Source organism: Psychrobacter okhotskensis (genome assembly GCF_013248965.1).
Lineage (GTDB): Bacteria > Pseudomonadota > Gammaproteobacteria > Pseudomonadales > Moraxellaceae > Psychrobacter > Psychrobacter okhotskensis.
In genome coordinates, this window is record NZ_JABRVQ010000026.1 from 1 (window position 1) to 23,192 (window position 23,192).

At 43.6% G+C, this 23,192-nt stretch carries 20 protein-coding genes; 12 read left to right on the forward strand and 8 right to left on the reverse strand.

Annotated features, from left to right (window positions below; translation table 11 throughout):
- The first annotated feature begins 160 nt into the window (after positions 1-160).
- From HQR03_RS11765 to HQR03_RS11790, 6 genes are all read left to right on the forward strand, one after another.
- Entirely contained in the window at positions 161-817 is a 657-nt protein-coding gene (locus tag HQR03_RS11765; RefSeq protein WP_173240294.1) for a 2Fe-2S iron-sulfur cluster-binding protein, read from the forward strand.
- Positions 814-1,806, forward strand: a complete 993-nt coding sequence (locus tag HQR03_RS11770) for an FAD binding domain-containing protein (RefSeq protein ID WP_173240295.1) — start codon at positions 814-816, stop codon at positions 1,804-1,806. The genes HQR03_RS11765 and HQR03_RS11770 overlap by 4 nt, the downstream gene beginning before the upstream one ends.
- Positions 1,807-1,808: 2 nt before the next feature.
- On the forward strand, positions 1,809-4,232 hold the full coding sequence (locus HQR03_RS11775) for a xanthine dehydrogenase family protein molybdopterin-binding subunit (protein WP_173240296.1): 2,424 nt from the start codon (positions 1,809-1,811) through the stop codon (positions 4,230-4,232).
- Between the two features lie 93 nt (positions 4,233-4,325).
- Positions 4,326-5,645: an XdhC family protein gene (locus HQR03_RS11780; protein ID WP_173240297.1), complete on the forward strand. Its 1,320-nt coding sequence runs from the start codon at positions 4,326-4,328 to the stop codon at positions 5,643-5,645.
- Positions 5,642-6,331: an NTP transferase domain-containing protein gene (locus HQR03_RS11785; protein ID WP_173240298.1), complete on the forward strand. Its 690-nt coding sequence runs from the start codon at positions 5,642-5,644 to the stop codon at positions 6,329-6,331. Before HQR03_RS11780 ends, HQR03_RS11785 begins: the two co-directional genes overlap by 4 nt.
- Before the next feature lie 18 nt (positions 6,332-6,349).
- Positions 6,350-6,922: a GNAT family N-acetyltransferase gene (locus tag HQR03_RS11790; RefSeq protein WP_173240299.1), complete on the forward strand. Its 573-nt coding sequence runs from the start codon at positions 6,350-6,352 to the stop codon at positions 6,920-6,922.
- Positions 6,923-6,950: 28 nt separating this feature from the next.
- Here HQR03_RS11790 and HQR03_RS11795 read toward each other — a convergent pair whose 3' ends face one another.
- From HQR03_RS11795 to HQR03_RS11820, 6 genes are all read right to left on the reverse strand, one after another.
- Positions 6,951-7,622, reverse strand: a complete 672-nt coding sequence (locus HQR03_RS11795; RefSeq protein WP_173240300.1) for a class I SAM-dependent methyltransferase — start codon at positions 7,620-7,622, stop codon at positions 6,951-6,953.
- 557 nt (positions 7,623-8,179) lie between these two features.
- Positions 8,180-8,794 (reverse strand): hypothetical protein, encoded by a 615-nt coding sequence (locus HQR03_RS11800; protein ID WP_025650759.1) that lies wholly within the window; start codon positions 8,792-8,794, stop codon positions 8,180-8,182.
- A 40-nt stretch (positions 8,795-8,834) separates the two neighbouring features.
- A complete protein-coding gene (locus tag HQR03_RS11805) occupies positions 8,835-9,464 on the reverse strand; it encodes a hypothetical protein (RefSeq protein ID WP_025650758.1) in 630 nt (209 codons plus the stop codon).
- 284 nt (positions 9,465-9,748) lie between these two features.
- Positions 9,749-10,504: a phosphate/phosphite/phosphonate ABC transporter substrate-binding protein gene (locus HQR03_RS11810; RefSeq protein WP_025650757.1), complete on the reverse strand. Its 756-nt coding sequence runs from the start codon at positions 10,502-10,504 to the stop codon at positions 9,749-9,751.
- A gap of 3 nt (positions 10,505-10,507) precedes the next feature.
- A complete protein-coding gene (locus tag HQR03_RS11815; protein ID WP_173240301.1) occupies positions 10,508-11,002 on the reverse strand; it encodes a PAS domain-containing protein in 495 nt (164 codons plus the stop codon).
- 295 nt (positions 11,003-11,297) lie between these two features.
- Positions 11,298-11,660, reverse strand: a complete 363-nt coding sequence (locus HQR03_RS11820; protein WP_010201036.1) for a roadblock/LC7 domain-containing protein — start codon at positions 11,658-11,660, stop codon at positions 11,298-11,300.
- A gap of 665 nt (positions 11,661-12,325) precedes the next feature.
- Here HQR03_RS11820 and gdhA point away from each other — a divergent pair.
- From gdhA to HQR03_RS11845, 5 genes are all read left to right on the forward strand, one after another.
- The gene (gene gdhA / locus HQR03_RS11825) at positions 12,326-13,672 is read left to right on the forward strand and encodes an NADP-specific glutamate dehydrogenase (protein WP_025650755.1); all 1,347 of its coding nucleotides are present in this window, start codon (positions 12,326-12,328) and stop codon (positions 13,670-13,672) included.
- A 350-nt stretch (positions 13,673-14,022) separates the two neighbouring features.
- Entirely contained in the window at positions 14,023-15,915 is a 1,893-nt protein-coding gene (locus HQR03_RS11830; RefSeq protein WP_173240302.1) for a glycosyltransferase family 2 protein, read from the forward strand.
- 102 nt (positions 15,916-16,017) lie between these two features.
- The gene (locus HQR03_RS11835; RefSeq protein WP_173240303.1) at positions 16,018-17,229 is read left to right on the forward strand and encodes a glycosyltransferase; all 1,212 of its coding nucleotides are present in this window, start codon (positions 16,018-16,020) and stop codon (positions 17,227-17,229) included.
- A gap of 113 nt (positions 17,230-17,342) precedes the next feature.
- A complete protein-coding gene (locus tag HQR03_RS11840; RefSeq protein WP_173240304.1) occupies positions 17,343-18,593 on the forward strand; it encodes a hypothetical protein in 1,251 nt (416 codons plus the stop codon).
- Positions 18,594-18,644: 51 nt separating this feature from the next.
- Entirely contained in the window at positions 18,645-19,622 is a 978-nt protein-coding gene (locus HQR03_RS11845) for a glycosyltransferase family 2 protein (RefSeq protein ID WP_173240305.1), read from the forward strand.
- A 177-nt stretch (positions 19,623-19,799) separates the two neighbouring features.
- Here the strand turns inward: HQR03_RS11845 and HQR03_RS11850 are convergent, their stop codons facing one another.
- Entirely contained in the window at positions 19,800-20,663 is an 864-nt protein-coding gene (locus HQR03_RS11850) for a hypothetical protein (protein ID WP_173240306.1), read from the reverse strand.
- 241 nt (positions 20,664-20,904) lie between these two features.
- Here HQR03_RS11850 and HQR03_RS11855 point away from each other — a divergent pair, with 241 nt between their 5' ends.
- Complete coding sequence (locus HQR03_RS11855; RefSeq protein ID WP_173240307.1) at positions 20,905-21,549, forward strand: PepSY domain-containing protein; 645 nt, start codon at positions 20,905-20,907, stop codon at positions 21,547-21,549.
- Between the two features lie 323 nt (positions 21,550-21,872).
- Here HQR03_RS11855 and hutI read toward each other — a convergent pair whose 3' ends face one another.
- A complete protein-coding gene (hutI, locus tag HQR03_RS11860; protein WP_173240308.1) occupies positions 21,873-23,180 on the reverse strand; it encodes an imidazolonepropionase in 1,308 nt (435 codons plus the stop codon).
- Between the last annotated feature and the right edge of the window lie 12 nt (positions 23,181-23,192).

The following is a 23,192-nucleotide window of genomic DNA, read 5'->3' on the forward strand; positions in this document are numbered from 1 at the left end:
AGTGTTTCATAACGTTCTGATATGTAGGAGTTGAAGTTTGAAATGCAACACGGCACATCTTACTCTTCAACTCATTCTTTTAAAACGTTGCACTTCTTATTTGAATCTAGGTTATATAAGTAACGATAATTTAATATTCATCTGCCAGCGAGAAGCCAGCATGTCTACCTTGACGTTAACGATTAATAAGCAGGATTATCAGCTTGATAATCTCGATCCGCGCACGACATTGCTCGATGTCTGCCGCCAACATTTACAAATCACCGGACCAAAAAAAGGCTGTGACCACGGTCAATGTGGCGCCTGTACCATCCTCATTAATGGTGAGCGCGTGAATTCATGTTTGACCTTAGCGGTCATGCACGATGGCGATGAGATTACGACGATTGAGGGGATTGGATTGCCTGAGTCGTTATCTGAGTTGCAACAAGCCTTTAAAGATCATGACGCTTTCCAGTGTGGTTATTGCACCCCTGGGCAAATCTGTTCAGCGACGGCATTGATAGAAGAGGTCAAACAAAACTGGCCAAGCCACGTTACTACTGACCTGCAAAATCCTGATGGCCTCCTAGTACAAGAAATCGCTGAGCGTATGAGTGGTAATGTCTGTCGCTGCTCCGCTTATCCCAATATCATCAAAGCCATCTCACAAGTACTTGAAAATGAGATGTCAGAGTCTGCTGCCCAGACCAATGACACCTCTACACAAAATTCAAGCGTAACAGGTATTTGGTCACCGCCGCCAAGCGAGGCTCAGTTCCATAAAGCCTCAGCGAATAACAAAACAATAACAGGCAAGGCAGGAGACCACTCATGAAACGTTTTGAATATAGCCGCGCTGATGCACCTAAGCAAGCAGCAACCTCTGCTAGCAGCAAAGACGCTTCTTTCATCGCAGGTGGTACTAACTTATTAGATCTCATGAAACTAGAGATCGAAACCCCAATCAAACTGGTCGATATCACTCGTTTAGAATTAGAGCAAGTAGAAACGACTGCCGATGGTGGTTTACGTATTGGTACGCTTGTGACCAATAGCGATTTGGCCGCGCATCCTGAGGTGATTGCAAACTATCCAGTATTGTCCCGAGCTATCTTGGCAGGAGCGACTGGTCAGCTACGTAACAGAGCGACAACGGGCGGCAATTTTTTGCAGCGTACTCGTTGCTATTATTTTTATCAAACAGACAGCGCTTGTAATAAACGTGAACCGGGCACAGGATGTCCTGCTATCAACGGGGAGAACCGTACCCTAGCTGTCTTAGGTACCAGTGATTCATGTATTGCTCAGCACCCATCCGATATGGCAGTGGCAATGCGCTTACTGGATGCCACGATAGAGACAGTTAAAGCAGATGGCTCGACTCGCGCTATCGATGTCAAAGATTTTTATTGTTTGCCAAAAGACACGCCGCATATCGAAAATGTGCTAGAAGCAGGCGAGCTGATTACTCATGTTGTACTACCTGCCCCTATTAAGGGCATGCATACCTATGACAAAGTGCGTGATCGCGCTTCTTACGCTTTTGCACTGGTATCTTGTGCCGCAGTCATCGATGCTGACGACAATGGCAACCTAAAGACAGTACGTTTGGCGTTCGGCGGCATCGGTACCAAGCCATGGCGTAATGAAGAGGTTGAGGCACTATTAATGGATACCGATGGCAATAGCGATGTTATCACGCAGGCCGCTGATCTATTATTGCATGATGCCAAAGGTAATGGTCAGAACGACTTTAAAATACCGTTGACGCGTCGCCTACTAAAACAAGTTATTCAGCGCGCATTAGCGGGCAAGGGAGCATAATCATGTCATTATTGGACTCAGTACTTCCAGCAGAATCGACCAAAAAAATGACCATGGATAAGCCTGTTGACACTTTGTTTGACAAAACGGCAAGCAAACTGGTTGGTAAACCCATTAACCGTGTTGATGGCTCATTAAAGGTCAGTGGTCAAGCGCCTTATTCGGCAGAGATTCATTTAGAAAACCAAGTTTATGGCGTCTTGGTTGGGGCAACTATTGCTAAAGGTGAGGTGGAAAATATCGATAGCAGTGCTCTAGACGATATTCCCGGTATCATCAAAGTGGTGACCGATCCTGAGCATTTCTTACGTAATTCACAACAAGGTGGTGAAAAAAAAGCACCCAAGCAAGGCGCGAGCGAGATTTTCTACCATGGTCAGCCGATAGCGGTGGTGATTGCTGAGACTTTTGAGGCGGCAACAGAAGGCGCAAACGCTATCAAAGTGACTTATAAAGACGAAACTGACCAAGCCGCTTTAGACTTTACCAAAGAGCTGCCCAATGCTCATGATGTTAATGAAAGAGAAGGCTCCGATAAAAATTCTGAACAAGGCGATCCAGAGCACGGGCTTGCTAATGCTGCGGTAACCGTTGATCGCGTATATCATACCCCAAGCCAAAACAGCTCGGCTATGGAGCCGCATGTGACATTGGCACATTGGGAAGATGATAAGCTCATTATGTATACCTCTAATCAGATGATAGCGTCTTGTAAACAGCAAGTCATGGACGCCTTAGACTTAAAGAAAGATCAAGTGCAACTGATTGCCTATTATGTCGGTGGCGGTTTTGGCAGTAAGCTGGGCATCGCTCCAGAGTCAATTGCGGCAGCGATTGCGGCAAAAGAGCTTGGTCGCCCTGTGCTGATTACTATGACGCGTCCGCAAGTAATGGAAGCGACGGTAAGACGTTCAAACACCCGTCAGCGTATCGCTATTGGCTGTGATGAAAATGGCATTATCGATACTATGATTCACGATACGGTGACTAGCAATCTACCTGAAGAAGGGTTTTTTGAGCCGACGGCATTGTCTACTCATTATTTATATCGTGGTGAGAACCGCCGAGTAAACTACCAAAAAGTAGATATGAACCAAGTGTTATCAGGCTCTATGCGTGCGCCGGGTGAGGCGGTGGGTTTGATTGCGGTTGAATGTGCCATGGACGAGCTAGCCTCACAGCTGGACATTGATCCAATCGAGCTGCGCCGCCGTAATGAGCCTGAAGAGGACCCTACCGAAGAGATTCCTTTCTCCACCCGTCAGCTAGTCGCTTGTATGGAGAAGGGCGCTGAACAGTTTGGTTGGGATAAGCATAATCCCAAGCCTGCCAGTCAATTAGAAGGTGACTGGTGGATAGGTACAGGCATGGCGGCGGCTGCCCGTGGTAACCAATTACAGCCATCTGAAGCACGTGCAACCCTACAGGTAGATGAGTCAAAAGCACTTGGTATCAAAGCAGTTATCGAGACAGACATGACAGACATCGGTACAGGGTCTTATACGGTGTTTTCTCAGGTAGCGGCAGACCTGTTAGGACTGCCTATCGACCATGTTGAGATGAAACTAGGTGACAGTGCATTGCCACCAGCATCAGGCTCAGGTGGCAGTTGGGGTGCTGCGAGTGCGGGTAGTGGTGTCTATCTTGCTTGTGAGCAGCTGCGTGAAATGCTAGCAGAAAAAGTTGGTCTGTATCCTGACAACATTCAGTTAGACAATGGTCAAATCAAGAAAACAGGCGAGCATGCTTTAACGGCAATGGAAGCTGCCAAAAAGAGCGGCCAATCATTTGCTGACAGCACTATTGATAAGCTATCGCAAACCACAGGGCTTTCGCTATCAGGACAGTCAGCATCACAAGAGTATGATTTTGATAATACAGAGTCTTATGCGCTTGCGGATGTGGTCGCTGACTATGATGAGCAAAAAATCACTGCCAAAGGCCAGATAAAACCGGGTAAGAACGGTAAGAGCCATCGCCAAGCCTCTTTTGGTGCGAACTTCGCTGAAGTGGCGGTTCATAAAGTCACTGGTGAGATTCGGGTGAAACGTATGACAGGTGCATTTGCCGCTGGTCGTATTCTGAACCACAAAACTGCAACGTCGCAATGCTATGGCGGTATGGTGTTCGGTATTGGCTCAGCGTTGATGGAAGAAGTGATTCATGACAAACGTGACGGTCGCCTATGCAACCATGACCTTGCTGAATACCATGTCCCCGTGAATGCCGACGTACCGCAGTTAGATGTCATTTTGGTAGAGGAAGACGATCCTTATACCAACCCGATGCATATTAAGGGAATTGGTGAAACAGCGATTTCCGGTGCTGCTGCTGCCATTGCCAATGCCATCTATAATGCGGTTGGCGTACGAGTTTACGACTTTCCGATTACGCTTGATAAATTGCTAGCTGAGATGCCAGAGTAATTTTCTATAGAAGTTGTTGTATTAAAGAAACCCGCTTAAGTAGCGGGTTTTCACAACTTGAGTATTTATAATACAAATAAAGTAAGAGGCGTTATGAATCAAATCGCTGACATTCTTAAGCTGGCAGGCGAGGCCGCTCAACAAAACGTTGATGCTGTATTGGCGACAGTGGTGCGTACTGAAGGTTCAGCGTATCGGCGTGCTGGCGCGATGATGCTGATTTGCGCGGATGGACGTTCGGTTGGTATGATTAGTGGGGGCTGCCTTGAGCCGCACATCATCAAACGCGCCTTTTGGCTCACTCGCAATGGCGCTAATGTCCAAGTTTATCAAACGGGCGATGATATTGAATACACCAAAAATGGCGAAGCGAAAGCAGCTGCTAAAGAAGAGACGTCTAGAGACGATTTTTTAAATGTTGATTTCCATGATGAGCCAGATCTTGATTTAGACGAGTTGAATTTTGGCTTAGGATGTAATGGACGGGTACATGTTTTGTTTGAGCGCTTAACGACAGCGACGGCGCTTTTGAATGTTATTGGTCAAGTTCGAGGTACGCAGCAACCCGTCACGATAGCCACATTAATTCGCTCTGCTAGTCGCCAAAAATCAAATCCTGAACTGCAAATCGGTATGCGCATTAATTTGGATAATTATACCGAGTCAGAACAAATTACGACTATAGGCGCTAATGGTATTGGCACTAGTAACAGCTTAAATCAAGCCGGGTTTGATGTTTCAAATACTCTTTTCAATACGGTCGAAAACCTAGCTCAACATGAGCTTGGTGATAAAAACGCTGAATACGTGGTCATAAAAAGTGAAGACAGTAAACATCTAACCACAGAGTGGCTGGTGCAAAGATTAGAGCCACAAATCCGTTTGCTGATTTGCGGGGCAGGCAATGATGTGATGCCGCTGGTCACCATGGCAAAATTGCAAGATTGGCATGTCACCGTTGTAGATAGTCGCGCGCAATACGCCACACGTATACGTTTCCCGCAAGCAGATGAAGTGCTGCCGTTATCGTTGGAAGATACGGATACTTTGCTAAAGCTCAGTCATAACGCTGCTGTGGCACTGATGTCACATAGCCTCAGTCAAGACCGTGCTCGCCTTGCGGTACTATTGACACGTGCCAATCACTATAAGTACCTTGGGCAATTGGGCCCGCGCTATCGTACCGAACGTTTAATTGAAGAAATCAGCGCCACTAAAGTCAATCAAGCGAATTTATCGGCTGGCATAAGTAAATTACATTATCCTATCGGCTATAAGTTAGGTGGCGATGGGCCCGAAGCTTTGGCGCTGGGTATCATGGCGCAGATAAATGCAGTCATGCACGAACAAACGCCACCAGCTAAATGTGTAGATTTAGCAAATAGCAATATAGCTATGATGAGTCAGGCATGATGACTCAAAAGCATGCTGTTATTATTTTAGCAAGTGGATTAAGCCAGCGTTTGGGTCAAGCGAAGCAACTACTCTGCAAAGATGATGAGCCATTAATCCGCTATATGACCAAGCTTGCATTAGCGACTCAGCCGCAAGCCATTATCATTGTTATTCCTGAAGATAATCCATCAATAGCCAGTGCGATTACCGAGTTAGCTACTCAGCATGCCATTGTTAACACGGTAATGAATCCAATACCCAAAATGGGTATGGCGCATAGTTTATATCTGGGTATTGAGGCGTTAGTTAATCTTGACGACAGTCTTATTAAGCGTGTTTTGATAATGGGGATTGACCAAGTACTGCTAGATGAAGAGCATTTGCTAACCTTGCTAGCAGGCACACAGATGGTGGTTGCAAGTGGCTATAGTAGTTTGAGACATTGGAGTAATGGGCAGGATTTAGATAAAACAGCCGATACTGAAACTTTTAAAAAAGATATCATCGGATTGCCTTTAGCGATTGATTACGAGTTGCTAAAACAATGGCAAGCATCGTTAACAGGAGATAAAGGGCTGCGTTACTTAATTAGAGGACTGCCTTCTAGCCAAATAAGTACCGTGAATGAGCATCAGCTCAGCTATGATATTGACACGCCTGAGCAACTGACTTATGCCAAGCAACAAGGCTGGCTTGATACATAATCACAGATAGAGGCTTCAATGACAAAGGTGATAGAAACTAAACGTCTTTATTTGAGACAGTGGCAGCCAGCTGACTTTGGGGTGTTTGCTGAAATGAATGCCGATCCAGAAGTCATGCGTTACTTCCCCAAGCTATTGTCGCCAAAATTGAGCGATGTAATAGCCAATAAATGCCAGCAGCTGATTGCAGATAATGGCTGGGGGTTTTGGGCAGTGAGTGAAAAAGACGGCCCAAAAGCGGACAATAGCTTTATTGGCATGGTGGGTTTAAATGCAGCTCATGCGGATATGTCATTTGCGCCTTGTGTGGAGATTGCTTGGCGGCTGCATAAAGACTATTGGGGACAGGGTTACGCCACTGAAGCCGCGCGTGCAGCGCTGAAATTTGCTTTTGAAGTTCTAGCACTTAACGAGGTCGTCGCTTTCACCGCAGTCATTAATAGACACTCGCAGCTTATCATGCAGCGCCTTGGCATGGCGGATACACAGGAAGATTTTTATCACCCTATGCTTGATGCTAAACACCCACTTGCCAAGCATGTGTTATACAAAATAACGCGGCAGCAATGGCAAAACACTATCGAAAATTGACTGTATTTATAATTACCATTTATAGGATTTACTTACTATTATCCCGCGAAAACGTCAAAATATGCCCTTTAAATGGCAAGTCAAGATAAGTGGTATTCTCGGGCTTGACGTGTTGACTGCTAAAACCATATTCAAGCATTTTATTGGTTAGCTTGTTTTTTCGGCCACGCCCAGGGTCTACGACGATGACCTCACATTTTGGTAACGCATGACGTTCGATAAATTCAGCCAAAATATCAATATGTTGGTCTTCATAGAGTAAATCACTACCGATAATGATATCAAACTTGCCAAGATGGCTATTGTCCTCTGACCAGTCCAAACGCTCAAAGTTAATCTCTTTATTGTTATTCAAGGTGGTATTGCGATCAAGGAAGTACTCAACTGTCGGATGATAGTCGGTCGCCGTAATGTCTGCATGCCGATGATTGAGCAGCAGGCTCGATAATGCCATGCCGCAGCCAACCTCCAAGATACGCTTGCCCGCAATATCATAATCGAGCATGTGATTGGCCAATACCAAGCTTGACGGCCAAATCACGCCAAACATCGGCCAAGAAGCCGAGCAAATACCTAGGTTAAGCGCCTCATCGTCAGGGTCGCTAAATTGTTGGTTGTCACGTAAGGTGCAAATATGGATATCGGTGTTGCCAATTTCAATCGTTTGATAACGCACGCGCACAGTGGTCAGCGAAGTCATAAACTGTCCTAAAAAATAAGCAAGAATGCAAGCTTTGGCAGAGGGTGCCACTTTCAATGAGGGGAAAAGCTGTTGGGTAGGGTTTGCAGCGTTTAAATCTTGGGGAGGTGATAAGCGTCAAGTAAAAGAATAGGTAGAAAAAATATTCTCATTTGGACGATGATAGTATGACCTAACATTTGACAAGTTGTTGTTAATTCTGAGGAGGTTATTCTTACTAATTACCGATTAGCTAACTAATTATCAAATATTTAGTAGCAATTAGCTATAGTCAAAATATTCTAAAACGTGACGGTATTGCTGATATCAATTTTTTGTAGCCTCTGTCTGCGCAGGCACAGCAAGCAAGAAAAGTTGATATCAGCAGTGCATGATGGTTCGATATTACTTTTCACTCACTATATGACACGTTGAACATAGCGCAAGCGTAGAAAAATAGCTTATATAAAAAGTGAATAGTGCTTATTACTTATTACTTATCCTAAGGCGCAGCAATAGAGGCGAGGTATCCAGCCTAATACGTTAGATTGTGACCCGCTTAAAGTCAGGCAGTCACTTTAATTCAAAAATCTTAGTCCAGACGTTTTTAATGCCCAGACCAACTCCACAAAGGCACGACTATTGGTCAGAGGCTCACCATCGATGATGAGTACATAACCTGAACCATCAATCCATAAGAATACAAAGCTGGTCTCAGGAATCAACAAGTCTACTTGCTGAAAGAACGAAATCGCTTGGCTTTCTACTGCCCAGCCGCGTTGCTTCTGGCGTAGCATAAAGCCTGAAAAGTCAGCCGCCGCCACACTTAGCATATCTGCTTCTTCTTGACTATAGCCAATCCGAGCAAGACAAAACCCTTCATCAGAGCCAATGGCTGCTCGGCGCTTACCAGATAAGCTCGCTACCACGTAGGGTAGAAATTGATCCAAGGGCAGATTGGGCGCGGGTAAAAACAGAGACAGCTTTTCAATCCAACCTTGTTCAATAAAGCTTTGTAACCACCCGTCAGAGTAGCGTGCTAGCCAGTCAGCAGCCAGTAGTGTCTGCTCATAGGATAATAAATCCTGTAAAGACAGCTGCGCATCGGTCGGCTCGTTTTGTGAAAATGCCTCAAAAATACCGGCTGGGGTTAAGGTCAGATAGGTTTTATCAGCGTTTAAGTAAGAAGACATAGCGGCTACCGTTGTTGGGAAGTTTTAAATAGGCGATAAGTTAAGTTTTGATATTCTGGCCGTTAGTTTGGTCAAGGCGTTGCTGGCAATGGTTCCAACGTTCATCAAACTGCCAATCGCTTTTGCCTAAGCGAAACCAAACTAATGAGAAGGCAAGGCGATCATGGCGCGCGATACAGTGGGCAAAGAACTCATTTTCGATTTGCTCAATCGTGCCCCAGTCTTGATTATTGCGTGCTTGCATCAGCTCAGTGGTGATGTCTTTTGCAATCTCTTTGGCATCATCGCTACTGATACGCAAACGCTTTGTCTGCTCGTTCAGCGATGGCGACACCAGCACGCTCCAACGGGTCGCCAGCATACTATTGCGCTGAATATAGCTTTTTTTATTAATACAGTCGCGAAAACCCTGCTCAACCTGCGGATACAGGCGGTCTTGAATACGAGTAAATAAATTGGTCACATCGTAAGGAATGTCATACCAGCAGCCATAAAAAAAGTCCGCCACAGCACCTTGTAGCGGTTCTTTCTCGTTTAATAACAGTGCTGCATTGATACGTTGTTCGTGAAAATACCGATTATTGGGCGCCAAGAATACCTTGCGCGAGTAAAAACGAAACACCTTGCGCGCGGCCATCTCACTTTCTTTAATAAGGTCTACATCAGACATAATGGTGTCCTTTAGGTCATCGCTCGCACTCGAGTGCCATAGGCGATAACCTAACTAAGCAAAATAAAACCAAGGTGAAGCAGAATGCTAAGCAAAACACTAGATAACATACTAGGGCGTGTCTTCAACTCATTCGATAGTCATCTAAATGGGCTAAAAATGGCTAAATCTTGCCAAACATCGTCAAATAGCTGGTTAATATCCCGATATTATCTGCGCTATTTTTTCTTGTTTGACGGCAATTTATCTCATTTTTATCACCATTTTTGAAATGAAGACATGCCCTAGTCAAGCAAGGTCTGCATCAAATCTATCATAAACTCAGCGTCTTCTTCACTCATAGGCTCAAATCCTTCAGGCATACCCAGTTCAGCCAGTGCTTCTTGACCATCGTCATCCTTATTAAAATTCAGGACGGCATCGGTGATCGCTGCGGCATCGGCAACATCGTCTTTGATTAATAAAACGTGACTGATATCTGCCAAATCACTTTCGATAAGTACCGATAGCTGGGTTTTGGTCAGACGTGAAAAGCCATGGAAAATCTCTGCCAAAAAGAACGCCGCTTGGACCTCCCCTTTAATGACTTTGCGCGCGGCGGCTTGGTAGGTTTCGGTGACATCCCAATTGAGATCCGAATCTTCTATATCAACCGCTTCGAGTAAACGTAAGCCAATCAGCTTAACATCACGGTTGTCCGCCATCGCTACTGTCGCGCCAGCACGGATATCTTCTAAACGATTGATATCGCTATTTGCCGCTGCCGCAATGACCATTTCATCCGATTTTCCGATAGGGCGGGCAATAGCACGGTAGCCTTGCTCGCGTATCAGCGCCGCTGCATCAAAGGGATTGGCGTAAATGACATGGACGTTGCCTGCTTTGATAAGGGCTTCTTGTTCAGCATACGACGTCGGTGTGTTGAGATGCATATGAATACCCGCACGCTTTTGCATAAGGGTGTTAAACATATGCCAACCGGCAAAGCGCTCAGGAGAAAAATCAGGGGCGATTAATAAGTTATACGTGGGTTCACTCATGATTTAGCCTTCCTCATTTTGTTTCATTTCAGCATACTGAGCCATTGCTGCATCAATCTTGCTGCGTGATGGCTTACGGCGGACCGAGGTATAACCCACCGTTTCGCCGTGACGAATATTAGGCACGACCGTGGCATATACCCAATAATGGCTGCCGTCTTTGCATAAGTTTTTGACGTAACCGTGCCATTTCTGCCCAGACTCAGCGGTATCCCACAAGTCTTTATAAGCCGCTTTAGGCATGTCAGGATGACGCAAAATATAGTGCTGTTTGCCGATTAACTCGTCGACATTGTAGCCACTAATCTCGACAAAGGCGTCGTTGACGTGCGTTAAAATGCCGTCCAAATCTGTACGCGAGATGATAAGCTTGCCGTCTGGGTAGGGGCGTTCAATACCAGTATCATAGACAGTACGCGATGTACCATCGTGATAAGTCAGCATGATTTGTTCTGCAGGTAACTCAGGTTTTTGTGCATCAGGGAGTGGAGAACCCATCGTAATCTCCTTTATTTAACGTTGTATTCATAAGGGTTAAAAAGCGGATTTGGTGTGTTAGCGGTCGATAATAGAATGAATGATAAGCCAGATATTTTTTATTGTTCTAATAAGTTCATCGCTCATCTCTTCTCTCATCATTGAAGCCTTTCATATAAACAGTGTGCACTACCTTAAATAGTTTTTATAAGACATAGCACCAATTTTAATTTAGAGTAGGACGGATAACTTGCTATCTCTTGTTATCTATAGCGATAACCATAACGCGGCATCGACAGTGCTTTATGCTCACCAATTAGATGAGTTTGGCTAGGGCTTCTGAGGCGCGCTTGATATCCAAGAATATCAAACCAAGCTTGGCATTGGGTTTTGCCATAATGGTCAAGACAGCCTCATCTCCTGAGGACGTCATGATGACATAGCCTTTTTCACCTTGAATCATAATGCGATCGATACTGCCGCGTGCGAGCTCACGACCTGCGCGGTCACCCAAGGATAAAAGCGCGGCTGACATGGCGCCAACGCGATCTTCATCAACGCCCGTTGGTAAGGCTGAAGCAATCATCAGACCATCGTTAGAAATAAGGGCAGATGCTTCTACATCGGCTGATGAGCTGTTTAGGTCTTCCAAAATCTGCTGGAATGAATCTGTACGCATATCGCTTTCTCTGTACTGGTGGTTGGTATGTATTTGTGAACGAGTGGCGTTAGCCAAAATATCCTTGCTTTAAGAAGGGCATTACAATTCCTTACTAATAATATTGATATACGATTATGCCAATAAAAGAGGTATTTTCTAGATATTTTACTGCTTAGTGGTCGATTTCTACTTTTTATCACTATCTCTGATATAGATTTTAATAAAATATTGAATAGTTATTTATTTTTATACCTCATTACCACTGATTTAACGTTTTTTAACAAGTGAATTGTGCGATAGATTCTTTTCGTTAAAAAGGTTTAGTGATAAGCGAATAATTGCTGCTCATCGTTTGACTATGGAGTACAAACAAAAACCTGCCGCATTAACTATACTGAAAAAAGTCACATCACTTTTCATGATGGTGATATTTACTAGACTTATAGACCCTAAAAATGATATATAGATATGAGATAAAAATAGTTGTTACCTATTAGCTATGCATTTAACCGATTATTTATAGAAGACAAACAGTTGGCGTTCAATCCCATTAGTTTTTATACCGACCTGTGTATAGGAGCGTTTTAATCCCACATCGGCGTTTATAATCCTATCGTTTGCTAGCAAATGATAAGACGTGGATGTATATCAACAGATCACAATTTTTACCTTAAGGAAGCTATATGAGTATCAGTCAGGCCATCGAAAAAATCGAAGAACGTTATGCCCATCAACCTGAATTCGTGCAAGCGGTAAAAGAAGTTGCGCTTACCATCGCACCTCTGTATGACGCTCATCCAGAATATGAACATTTAAAGATATTTGAGCGTTTGGTTGAGCCTGATCGTATTATTTGCTTCCGTATTAACTGGGAAAATGATCAAGGTGAAGTGCAAGTCAATCGTGGCTGGCGTGTCCAGTTCAGCAATGCTTTAGGCCCGTACAAAGGTGGCGTTCGCTTCCATCCTACCGTCAACCAATCCGTATTGAAGTTTTTGGGCTTTGAGCAAATCTTTAAAAACGCCTTAACAGGTCTACCAATGGGCGGCGGTAAAGGTGGTGCTGACTTTGATCCTAAAGGTAAGTCGGACAGCGAAATCCGCCGTTTTTGTTATGCCTTTATGCGCGAGTTGCATCAGTACGTCAGCAAGGACATTGACGTACCAGCAGGCGATATCGGTGTGGGTGGACGTGAAGTCAGCTATATGTTTGCCATGTATAAAAACTTGACTCGCGAGCACGGCGGTGTCTTGACTGGTAAAGGCGTTGGTTTTGGTGGTAGCTTAATGCGCACAGAAGCGACAGGCTACGGCGCGGTTTATTTCTTAGAAAATATGATGGCTGCGCAAAACGAAAACATCAAGGGCAAAAAAGTGCTGATCTCAGGGGCGGGTAACGTCTCACTGCACGCCGCCGAAAAAGCGAATATGCTAGGCGCAACCGTACTGACAGTATCTGACTCACAAGGTACGTTGTATGATGAAAAAGGCATGGATCAAGAAAAAATTGATTGGCTAAAAAATCAAAAAGCACAAAGCAAGCCACTGTGTGATTATGTTGATGTTTATGGTGGTGAGTGGTTTGCTAAGCAAAAACCATGGCACATCAAAGGTGATATCGCTATCCCATCAGCGACACAGAACGAAGTCAACGAAGATGATGCTAAATTAATGGTTGAAAACGGCATCAAATATATCGCTGAAGGCGCTAACATGCCATTGACTGCCGAAGCTGTTGATTATATTCGTCTGCACCGTGTCCACTATGCACCAGGCAAAGCGGCTAACGCTGGCGGTGTGGCAGTATCTGGTCTTGAGATGTCACAAAACTCAGTGCGCCAATATAAAACCTTTGAAGAAATCGATGAGCGCCTAAAGCGTATTATGAAAAATATTCATGATTGTGCCGCTGAAGCATCAGAAAACTATGGTCAGACTGATGATGGCTATATCGACTATATGGCTGGCGCCAATATCGTGGGCTTCAAGCGCGTGGCTGATGCGTTATGTGCCTACGGTATCTTGAACTAACTTTTGGTATCTCGAACCAACTTTTAGTATTTTGAGCTAAAAGGACAGTTTGTCTTAGTTCGCTTATTGAAATTTTAAATACCGCTTTTATTTCTAATAAGGGCGGTATTTTTTTGTTTGAAATTTTTTTGCCTTTTTCGACAGGACGCTCACTAAAGTTTTTTGGCTTATAAGTACCTAATTTATAAATGTTTTTACATGTTTTACTTGAAGTTACATTAATCTATTTTATTAGACAGATTATAAGTAATCATTATTAGTCCTTTTGACTATTATCAATTCTCTAGGCTTATTTTAGCTTACCTAAAGCTGTTACCTACAGTATCGATATGTTCATCAAAGGATTAACCATGACCGTCAATAAGGAAGTCTATACTGGTACACGCTCAATTTTTTTGAGCTCACTTCCTATGATGGAAAATAGGCTAAGCGCTTATTTATTTAGCGATGGCATCTTTAACGATCGCATTCTTGGCAATAGCATTGTTAATGACTCTAAAAACGATTTCAATCCTTTAATGATTGACTTATTGAAATCTGCCGTACCAAAAATTGAACGATATAAAGTTGGCTTATATAAAGACAGTGCGTTAAAAGGTAATCGTGTTCTAAAAGATTATAATGGCAGCATGGATGGCTATGCTGATGTTGCGGGCTATTCTAGAGACACTCTAAATATCCATACTGGGCGTTCTTATACCTCAGAAAATCCTATACGCTTAAGTTTCCAGCTGATGACTCGTGCTGAGCCGGCAGCAATGGTCATTGAAACGATTAAGTCGTTGTTAGCTATCAAAGCGGACGATGATGAGATTTTAATTGTCGATAATAATAATACCCAAACGTCTCTATACGAGCCATTAGCACAGTTCTGTGCCAGTCTTGATGCGCGTCATAATGTACATTTTTATCATATCGATTCAGTCGCAGGCTTTAAAGCAGGCGCGCTTAATTTAGCGTTGGGACTCATGGATCCTAATTGCAGTCATATAGTAGTAGTCGACAGTGATTATCAGGCGTTACCGCAGGCGCGAATATCAATTGCAAATGCTATCGAACGCTATCCGTCTCATGCGCTCTTGCAATTTCCGCAGTTTTATCGGGACGCAGGGCGAGTCGATATTCATAGCGAATTAAATCATTATTTCAATCATCATTTATACCGTCCATTCAACCGTAAACGTGCGCTATCAACAGGGACTTATGCGGTTATTCGTCGTCGCGCGCTACTAGATTTAGGCGGCTGGTCAGGCGCATCAATTACCGAAGATGCGCAGATGGGTGTGCTGATGCATGGTCGCGGCTTGCGCAGTCAGTTTGTCCCTGAGGTTATCGCGACAGGACTGCTACCCACTACCTTGCACGACTTGATGAGCCAGCGGCGACGCTGGATCTATGGCAATATGCAAGTGCTTAATACTTATTTTTCTACGGCGTCAAATTCGTCTACGGCAAGTTTATCTACAAAAAAGAAAATTAGTGAGCGCCTAGCGTACATGGGTGCACACTTATCTCAGCTTAGTGCTTGGGTCAATTTTACCGGTATCTTTATCGTATTGCAGCTATTGACGCTACTCATTATTACGAGTGCGCTACTATTCAGCACCAGTTTAAATATTTATGCTTTGCTTGCTCCTTTATATATCGTGTATGCGAGTTACGCCATATTTTTGGGTAGGCGTTTATGGGCATATATGCAGGATAGGGCACCGCTCAATCAGCAAACTAGCAATGGAGCTGCGCCAAGCTTAAGTAATCGTTTGCGGGTTTGGGCTGTGCATCTGAATTTTTGGGAGTTGGGCGCTTTATCATGGTGGCCAGTACTATGGGGACAAAAGAAGCCGTTTATCTGTACGCCGAAGCAAGAGTTGATACGTACGCGAAAATCAGTTTATGTTGCCAATTTAATGGCGATGCCTAAAGTATTGCTAATGTTAAATATAACCACAGCCATAATTGTATCGCCATTTTCCCTGTTATATTCACCGCTACTATTTGGCTGCGCCGTGATGGTTTGTATTCTAAAAGTATGGGCTGCCAAGGTGATGCTGGATAATTACAGCTATGAAGAATATCAGGTTGCAAATAAAAAGGTAGCTGCTGAGACCTTAATTACTAAAAACCTCAGTGCTAAAAGCTTCGTTACTAAAAACTTGTCTCAGCCGCACATGATTAGTATTGCTAAATCAAAAGACAAACCTTTGACGTCTTCATTTAAAGATGACAATGCTGTTAATTTTTAACAACATTAATTTTAATCTCTACAATTTTTATCTGTACCTAATGACTGTCATTCAACTCATATTTAGTTAATTTATACTTAATAAATTCATATTGGACTTGTTATGCTATCTAGCCCTACTGTCGATATATCAAGTATTACTGCTTACCGTGATGCTAGCGTAATAGATACTCCTGTATTGCGCATTGCCATTATTGCGCATTCTCTATATCCAATCGCGCAGCCATATGCTGGCGGTCTTGAGATGATTACCGAGCTTATATGTGATGAATTGGTCGCTCAAGGACATGAAGTGTTGCTCTATGCGCATGCTGATAGTCAGACTAATGCGACACTCGTGCCCTTTATGACGCGCACGCAGTTTGATGCGTTGGTCTATGACAATGAGCATGATTCATTAGGTATGAGTCGCGAAGAGTTGTATCAGTATTTGGTCTATCAGCAAGCCATGCGCGATATCATCAGTCGTGATGAGCAGGGCATGATCGATGTGGTGCACAATCACAGCTTGCACCATATACCGATGATGATGGGACAGGCATTTGGCGCGCGTTTTTTTACCACCTTTCATACGCCGATTTTCCCGCAGCTGCGCTTAGCATTATTGACACTACGTCAAGGCACGCAAACCCAGTTCACCGCGATTAGTGGTCATCAGCAGCAGTTATTTGCTGAGTTCGTGCCTTCTCATGTGGTCTATAACGGTATTGATGTACAGTCATTTGATGCCAATACAAACCCAATTGAAGACGAGATTTACTTTTGGTATGGGCGCATTTGTGTGGAAAAAGGCACCCATTTAGCGATGGAGTATTGCAAAGCGGCCGGCAAGCGCCTCATTATTGCAGGGCCAAAAAGTAATGAGGAATATTTTGATGAGTACGTTGCACCGTTACTAGAAGAAGATAAAAACGCTGGGTCTTTATTCGATTACGTCGGTCATCTGAGTAAAGATCAAATCAATGAACGCTTAAGCCAAGTGACTGCTATGCTATTTACCAGTACATGGGACGAGCCTTATGGCTTAACGCTGGCTGAGAGTTTGGCTTGCGGCACGCCAGTGATTGGATTTGATGTTGGTGCGAGCAGCGAAATCATCACGTCATCGACTGGTATTATCGTACCTAAAATGGACAAAGACGCTTTCATTCAAGCTTTTGCTGATATTAAAAGTATTTCTCGCATGGCATGTCGTCTTCGTGCTGAACAGTTTTGTTCCGTTGCTACGATGGTCGATGGTTATCTGCGGCTATATGAGCAGGCTTTGGAAAGTGGTGATAGTAATAGTGCTCAGATTCAGGCCTTGTCTTTCTAGATGATACTTATGATTCAAGTTCTAGCCTACTAAAATTTTCTAAAATTAACAGACTAACTTCACTAGCTATTTAAGCGTCAGTTTTTAAACAGTAAATTTTGGGAAATCTCCTTATGCGTATTGGCTATTATGCCCATCATCATGGTTCAGGTCACTGTCGCCAAGCAGATAAATTGGCTGCTCTACTGCCGCCTAAATTACGCTCGCAGATGACAGTGTTTACCAGTTTGCCTAATGATGGTTATCACTTTAGCGCGATAACTGATGAGCAAATCGTACGTTTAAGCGCTGAGGATCAGCTACCAGAAGATGTACTACTAGGGCGAGCTGGAAAATATTGGCAGCCAAGTAGTTTGCATTATTCACCAGTAGGTAATCGTAATGTGCAGACGCGCAGTTGGCAGCTACTCGATGAGATTCATCAGCGTCAGATTGACCTGATGATTATCGATGTCAGCGCCGAAGTCGCTATGCTGTGCCGTGCTGCTAGTGTGCCTTATTTATACGTAAGACTGGCAGGCGAGCGCGATGATATGCCGCACTTGAACGCCTTTGCTGGCGCGCTGGGATTATTAGCCCCTTATCCAAAAGCGCTTGAAGCGGCAGCAACGCCGGACTGGGTACGCCAAAAAACGTTATATCTTGATTTCATGCCCAATAAGACGGATGAGCTGTTAACGTTTACCGCCTTTATAAATAAGCTCATGACGCTCACTACTAGTAGTAGTATTCATGAGCGGCTTTCATCTTTGGATAATAAACAAAAAATAGCTGATACTACAATCATAACGGTTATCAAAGGTTACGGTGGGCACGACGCAATTGATGCCAAGCTGCCCGAGCTACGCCGTGCATTACCGAATGCATTGATTATATCACTTGGACCTATTAACGACGAGGCACGACATTGTGTTGATATTGCTGCTCACGTAAATGATGTGACGCCATTTATTGCCTATAGTGACCTGCTGTTGATGGCGTGTGGTTTGAACGGTATTGCGCAAGCTTATGACTATGCGACGCCGCTCGTGGTGTTGCCAGATGAGCGTCCGCATCGTGAGCAGGAAGTCATGGCAGAGGCGCTGATTGAGCAAGGTCGCGCTTTGAGTTGGGCGCAGTTCATGGCTCAAAATTCAAGTTTGGGTAGTCAGGATATACCGTCTTTTTTATCAGTTAACGATAAGTCAATTAGCAATGAATCGATTAGCAATGAGTCAATCAACACTGATAAGACCGCTCTAACGGATAATCAAGATAATACGCCAGCGCAAAAATTTATGGATAGCATTGTTGACTATACTTCCGTCAAAGCTTGGTTTGAAGAATGGTTATTGCCACAATTGGGCCTAAAACCTGAAAGATAATAAGAAACCTGAAAAATAAGAGGTTTTATAATAATAAGAGCAAATATTTCTATGACAACGACAACCAAAGCGCAAGAGGCCACTCATGCCACTACTCCCGTTAGCGTGCCTTTAAGCGTCATTACTACCTGCTACGGTCGCAATCGGCATCTCTACAACCTACTCGGTAGCTTGGAGCAGGGTAGTGTCAAACCAGCAGAAGTTATTATCGTTAATGATGACGCTGAGCCTGAACGTCTGGCAGCATACGATTTAAATATCATTAAGATAGCAACGACTACAGCGACTGAGAATGGACTAGCAATTAGCGCATCATTTGATATCGGTCGTAACCGTAACCTTGGAGCGGCGCGCGCCACGTATGATGCCATGATTTTCTTGGATGTAGACTGTATCGTCGCGCCAACCTTTATTGAGCAGCTATATAGTAAACTTCAAGCACGTCCCAACGCCTTACTGATGGGTCAACCGCGTTATCTGACGCGTCCTTTGACGGATAATGAGGGTAGACAGCTACAACAAGGTAAATTAGCAACCGACTTTTTAGACAAGCTGTCTGTATTTAACCCTTATCGGGATAACTTTGATTTACAACATCAGGGTACGTCTATTAAACAGACGCAAGACTATGGTGCGTTTTGGAGTCTTTGCTTTGCTATTATGCACAGTCAGTTTGAGCAAATTGGTGGCTTTGATACGGATTATGTCGGCTATGGCGCTGAAGATACGGATTTTGCTTTTATGGCGCGCGCGTTAAATATCGATTTTTATTTAACTGATGATGTGATTTACCATCAACAGCATAGTGTCTATAGACCGCCGCTTAATCATTTGGATAGTATCGTTATCAATGCCAATCGCTTTTATGAAAAATGGCAACATTGGCCGATGTCAGGATGGTTAGCAGAGTTTGCGCAGTTGCAATTGATTCGCTGGCAAGACGAGCAAACAGTACCGATTAGTATTAATCGACAGCCAAGTGAGGTTGAGATTAGAGCGGCTCATTATCCGGATGCGCCTTATGTGTAGATATATAGTCGATACTAAATAAAATAGATACACTGCATTAATACGCTAGACTGGTACAAATTTCTTTTGCGTGCTGTGCCTGCGCAGATAGAGGCTGCAAGAAATTTATCCCAGTCTCGCTATATCAGTTTTAAAGTGAATCAACTATAAGTGTTTAATCTTATTAGTAGTGTTCTATTAATACTGACGAATAATCTCGACGCTATTAGGTGGCGTGGCAAGCTCTTGTCTCTCAAACGCCCAATTATGGCCATCCCAAAAGTGCACTGTTTTATCATCATTATTAAAGCCCAACATGACTATCGATAGCGGAGTTACAGCGTTCTGTCGCTGCTGCACATGTAAGCGCGCTGCTAATAATAGCCGATATAACAGAAACCCTGAGGTCGGTGCCGATGAATGGATATTAGCAAAAATAGGATAATCTGCCACCACGCTATGCTGCTCCGATAGCACGCGACAATGCTCATCGCTATGCAATAAATGATTTAGCAGTTCTGGAATCTCTAGTACTCGGCTGGCTGTTATCGGATCATCGTTAGGGCTGGGGTCATCGCTTGGTAATGGAAACTGGTAGTCAGTATTCCCAAACAAAATGCCAAGTGGTGCATGCTTGGCCATATCGAGCATGGCTGTCAAATTATTACTACGCGGCGGCATGCCAAAATGCAATAAACTATCGCCGTTTTTTCTAAAGAACAACAGTTTTGGTAGATCTTTAGCGCTAGGATGATGAGCAAAAAATTCAGCATGAATAAAGTCGTTAAACAAAACCAGCATATCTGTCGGCTGCAACAGTGCCTCTAAGCTCGCTGTATCTATTGAAGGGTTATTTGCTATTAATACAATCCGTTTGCTCTGCAACATTTGCTCTTGAATGATAAGCGGTAAGCTTGCAAAAGCTAATGCTGACTCAGTATCAAAACAAGAAGCATCAAAACAAGAAGTATTGAAATCAGCAATAATGTCAAAATCAACGCCCGTTAAAGAGTGATAAGTATTATCGTATAGTGAGTCTGTTAGGTGGGACGTATTTAGCATAGAGGCTTAAATGACCTAAGTAGAAAGATGAAGTAACATTATAAAAAACGGAGTAACATTATACCTTATCTCTACTACAATAGCATTACCTAAGCGCATGATAATCATAGTAAATAGGTAACTATTGGACAATGTTTTACAATACATTAGAGCTACATTACGCTACCTTTTTGTCTCATATTTATCCTTATATATCCGTATCATAAAAGCAATTCCATAATGGCTATAAGGATAAAGAGATATGAGTAATATTATCAAAAAACTTCAACTGACTACATTGGGCGCTTGTCTAACTTTAGCATTGAGCGCAGGTGTAGTGAGTACAGCTGTTAGTGCTGCCAATCATTCTGACGAAGTGAGTGCCGCTCAAGCAGCGAAAATTAGCCTAAAGCAGGCGATTACTACGGCGAGCAAAGAAGCTTCCGGTACTTTGATTAGCGCAGAGTTTGATGAAAATGATAGCGATGCTGAGGGTGATGGCGGTGTCTATGAGCTGGAATTCAGTACTAATACCACTGGTTATGAAATCAAAGTTGATGCTATAACTGGCAAAGTCGTAAAGTCTGAAACCGAAAATTTAGATAAAGATGATGTCACTAGTTATGAAGTTCAACAGCAAGCAAAAATCAAGATTATGGATGCTATCAATACTGCGGAAAAACAAACCAGTGGTCGTGTCTTAGAAATTGAATTCGAAAATGATAATGATTATGCTGACCATCAGACCTACTACGAAGTTAAAGTACTAAAGGCTGATCAAATTGTTAAACTGAATATCGATGCCGAAACAGGTACTGTATTTGAACGTAAAACTAAAGATACTGATGCCAATAGTAACGGCAATACTAACGTGAACACTGATGCTGCGGCAGACGTAGAGTTATAACGCTCACTACAGGGTTTAGTTATTCATAGATAGTTGATACTAAATAAATATGTGAGGTTATGATATGGAACTGGTATAAGCTCTTTTGGCTATCTTTGCTTGCACAGATAAAGGCTGCAAAACTTATATTCTAAGAGCATGCATCCCAGCTCCACTGAACCGTTTTATATTTAACTGAATATATTTAGCTAACTATATTTGAACTGGCTATATATCGAACTGACTATGTGATAGTAACTTGTTAATTCGATAGCCAATAAAGAAGCCCCAATCATTCAATGATTGGGGCTTCTTTAATTATGCTAAATGTTTATGGTCATTCGCTATACCGTCTCGCGCCATTTACCTTGAACCATAATACCTGCAATAGGGTTTAATCCCATCTGGTATGCTAAATCAGCAGGGCGGGCGATATCCCATAATGCTAAATCAGCATCGTAACCCACTTCTATTTTGCCTTTTTTGGCTAGACCTAATGCTTGTGCCGCATGAACGGTTGCGCCTGCCAATACTTCTTCAGTAGTGAGATAAAATAATGTGCAGCCCATATTCATCGCTAATAACAGCGATGTTAATGGGGAAGTACCGGGGTTGCAATCTGTTGAAACGGCAATCGGAACTTGGTGTTTACGCAATGCTTCAATCGGTGGCAACTTAGTATCACGTAGCGTATAAAAAGCACCTGGCAATAGCACGGCTACCGTGTTGCTTGCGGCCATTTTTTTAATATCGTCTTCCACTAAGTGCTCAAGATGGTCGCTTGATAATCCTTGGAATTCTGCTACCAAAGCACTAGCGCCTATGTTTGAGAGCTGCTCGGAATGCAACTTCACTGGCAAGTCTAACGAACGAGCCACTTCAAAGACGCGCTTGATTTGCTCAGCAGTAAAGGCAATGTTTTCGCAGAAGCCATCGACCGCATCGACCAAACCCTCGCTATGCAAGATTGGTAACCACTGACAAACTTGTTCGATATAATCATCCGCGCGGTCCTTATATTCAGGCGGTAAGGCATGGGCGGCCAAATAAGTGGTGCTGACATGAATATTATGTTTGTCACCGAGCGCGCGGGCGACCTTCAGCATTTTACGTTCACTTTCTAAGTCCAGTCCATAACCAGATTTGATTTCAATACTGGTCACGCCTTCTTTGATGAGCGCGAGCAGGCGTTTTTCACTTTGCGCAAACAATTCTTCCTCATTCGCTGCGCGGGTGGCGCTAACGGTTGAGACAATGCCGCCACCTTGTGCCGCGATATCTTGATAACTGGCACCTTGCAATCGTGCTTCGAACTCGTTGCTGCGGTTGCCACCATAAACGATATGGGTATGACAATCGATGAGTCCAGGCGTGACCCAGTTGCCATCAACGTCTTTGATTTGATCGTTTTTATAATGAGTAAGATGCGGCTTTATTTGCTCATGCGTACCAACCCATGCAATTTTGCCGTCTTTGATACCGATAGCGGCGTTCATTAACTGACCGTAAGGGGTGCTTTTTTCTTGGTTGTCGCTATAAATATCAAAGCCGTATTGTTTGGAGAATGTAGCGAGATTAGCATTGATAATCACGTTATCAAACGAGGTCATCGTGGCGCTATCGGTAGAGGTCTGTACGGTAGAGGTAGTCATAATAGGCTCCTG

Coding starts and splice junctions, on each gene's coding strand:
- HQR03_RS11840 (WP_173240304.1), top strand. CDS start 17,343: ATGCGTATTGGCTATTATGCCCATCATCATGGTTCAGGTCACTGTCGC.
- HQR03_RS11810 (WP_025650757.1), bottom strand. CDS start 10,504: ATGAGTGAACCCACGTATAACTTATTAATCGCCCCTGATTTTTCTCCT.
- HQR03_RS11850 (WP_173240306.1), bottom strand. CDS start 20,663: ATGCTAAATACGTCCCACCTAACAGACTCACTATACGATAATACTTAT.
- gdhA (WP_025650755.1), top strand. CDS start 12,326: ATGAGTATCAGTCAGGCCATCGAAAAAATCGAAGAACGTTATGCCCAT.
- HQR03_RS11815 (WP_173240301.1), bottom strand. CDS start 11,002: ATGGGTTCTCCACTCCCTGATGCACAAAAACCTGAGTTACCTGCAGAA.
- HQR03_RS11830 (WP_173240302.1), top strand. CDS start 14,023: ATGACCGTCAATAAGGAAGTCTATACTGGTACACGCTCAATTTTTTTG.
- HQR03_RS11765 (WP_173240294.1), top strand. CDS start 161: ATGTCTACCTTGACGTTAACGATTAATAAGCAGGATTATCAGCTTGAT.
- HQR03_RS11805 (WP_025650758.1), bottom strand. CDS start 9,464: ATGTCTGATGTAGACCTTATTAAAGAAAGTGAGATGGCCGCGCGCAAG.
- HQR03_RS11820 (WP_010201036.1), bottom strand. CDS start 11,660: ATGCGTACAGATTCATTCCAGCAGATTTTGGAAGACCTAAACAGCTCA.
- HQR03_RS11785 (WP_173240298.1), top strand. CDS start 5,642: ATGATGACTCAAAAGCATGCTGTTATTATTTTAGCAAGTGGATTAAGC.
- HQR03_RS11790 (WP_173240299.1), top strand. CDS start 6,350: ATGACAAAGGTGATAGAAACTAAACGTCTTTATTTGAGACAGTGGCAG.
- hutI (WP_173240308.1), bottom strand. CDS start 23,180: ATGACTACCTCTACCGTACAGACCTCTACCGATAGCGCCACGATGACC.
- HQR03_RS11770 (WP_173240295.1), top strand. CDS start 814: ATGAAACGTTTTGAATATAGCCGCGCTGATGCACCTAAGCAAGCAGCA.
- HQR03_RS11855 (WP_173240307.1), top strand. CDS start 20,905: ATGAGTAATATTATCAAAAAACTTCAACTGACTACATTGGGCGCTTGT.
- HQR03_RS11795 (WP_173240300.1), bottom strand. CDS start 7,622: ATGACTTCGCTGACCACTGTGCGCGTGCGTTATCAAACGATTGAAATT.
- HQR03_RS11800 (WP_025650759.1), bottom strand. CDS start 8,794: ATGTCTTCTTACTTAAACGCTGATAAAACCTATCTGACCTTAACCCCA.
- HQR03_RS11775 (WP_173240296.1), top strand. CDS start 1,809: ATGTCATTATTGGACTCAGTACTTCCAGCAGAATCGACCAAAAAAATG.
- HQR03_RS11845 (WP_173240305.1), top strand. CDS start 18,645: ATGACAACGACAACCAAAGCGCAAGAGGCCACTCATGCCACTACTCCC.
- HQR03_RS11780 (WP_173240297.1), top strand. CDS start 4,326: ATGAATCAAATCGCTGACATTCTTAAGCTGGCAGGCGAGGCCGCTCAA.
- HQR03_RS11835 (WP_173240303.1), top strand. CDS start 16,018: ATGCTATCTAGCCCTACTGTCGATATATCAAGTATTACTGCTTACCGT.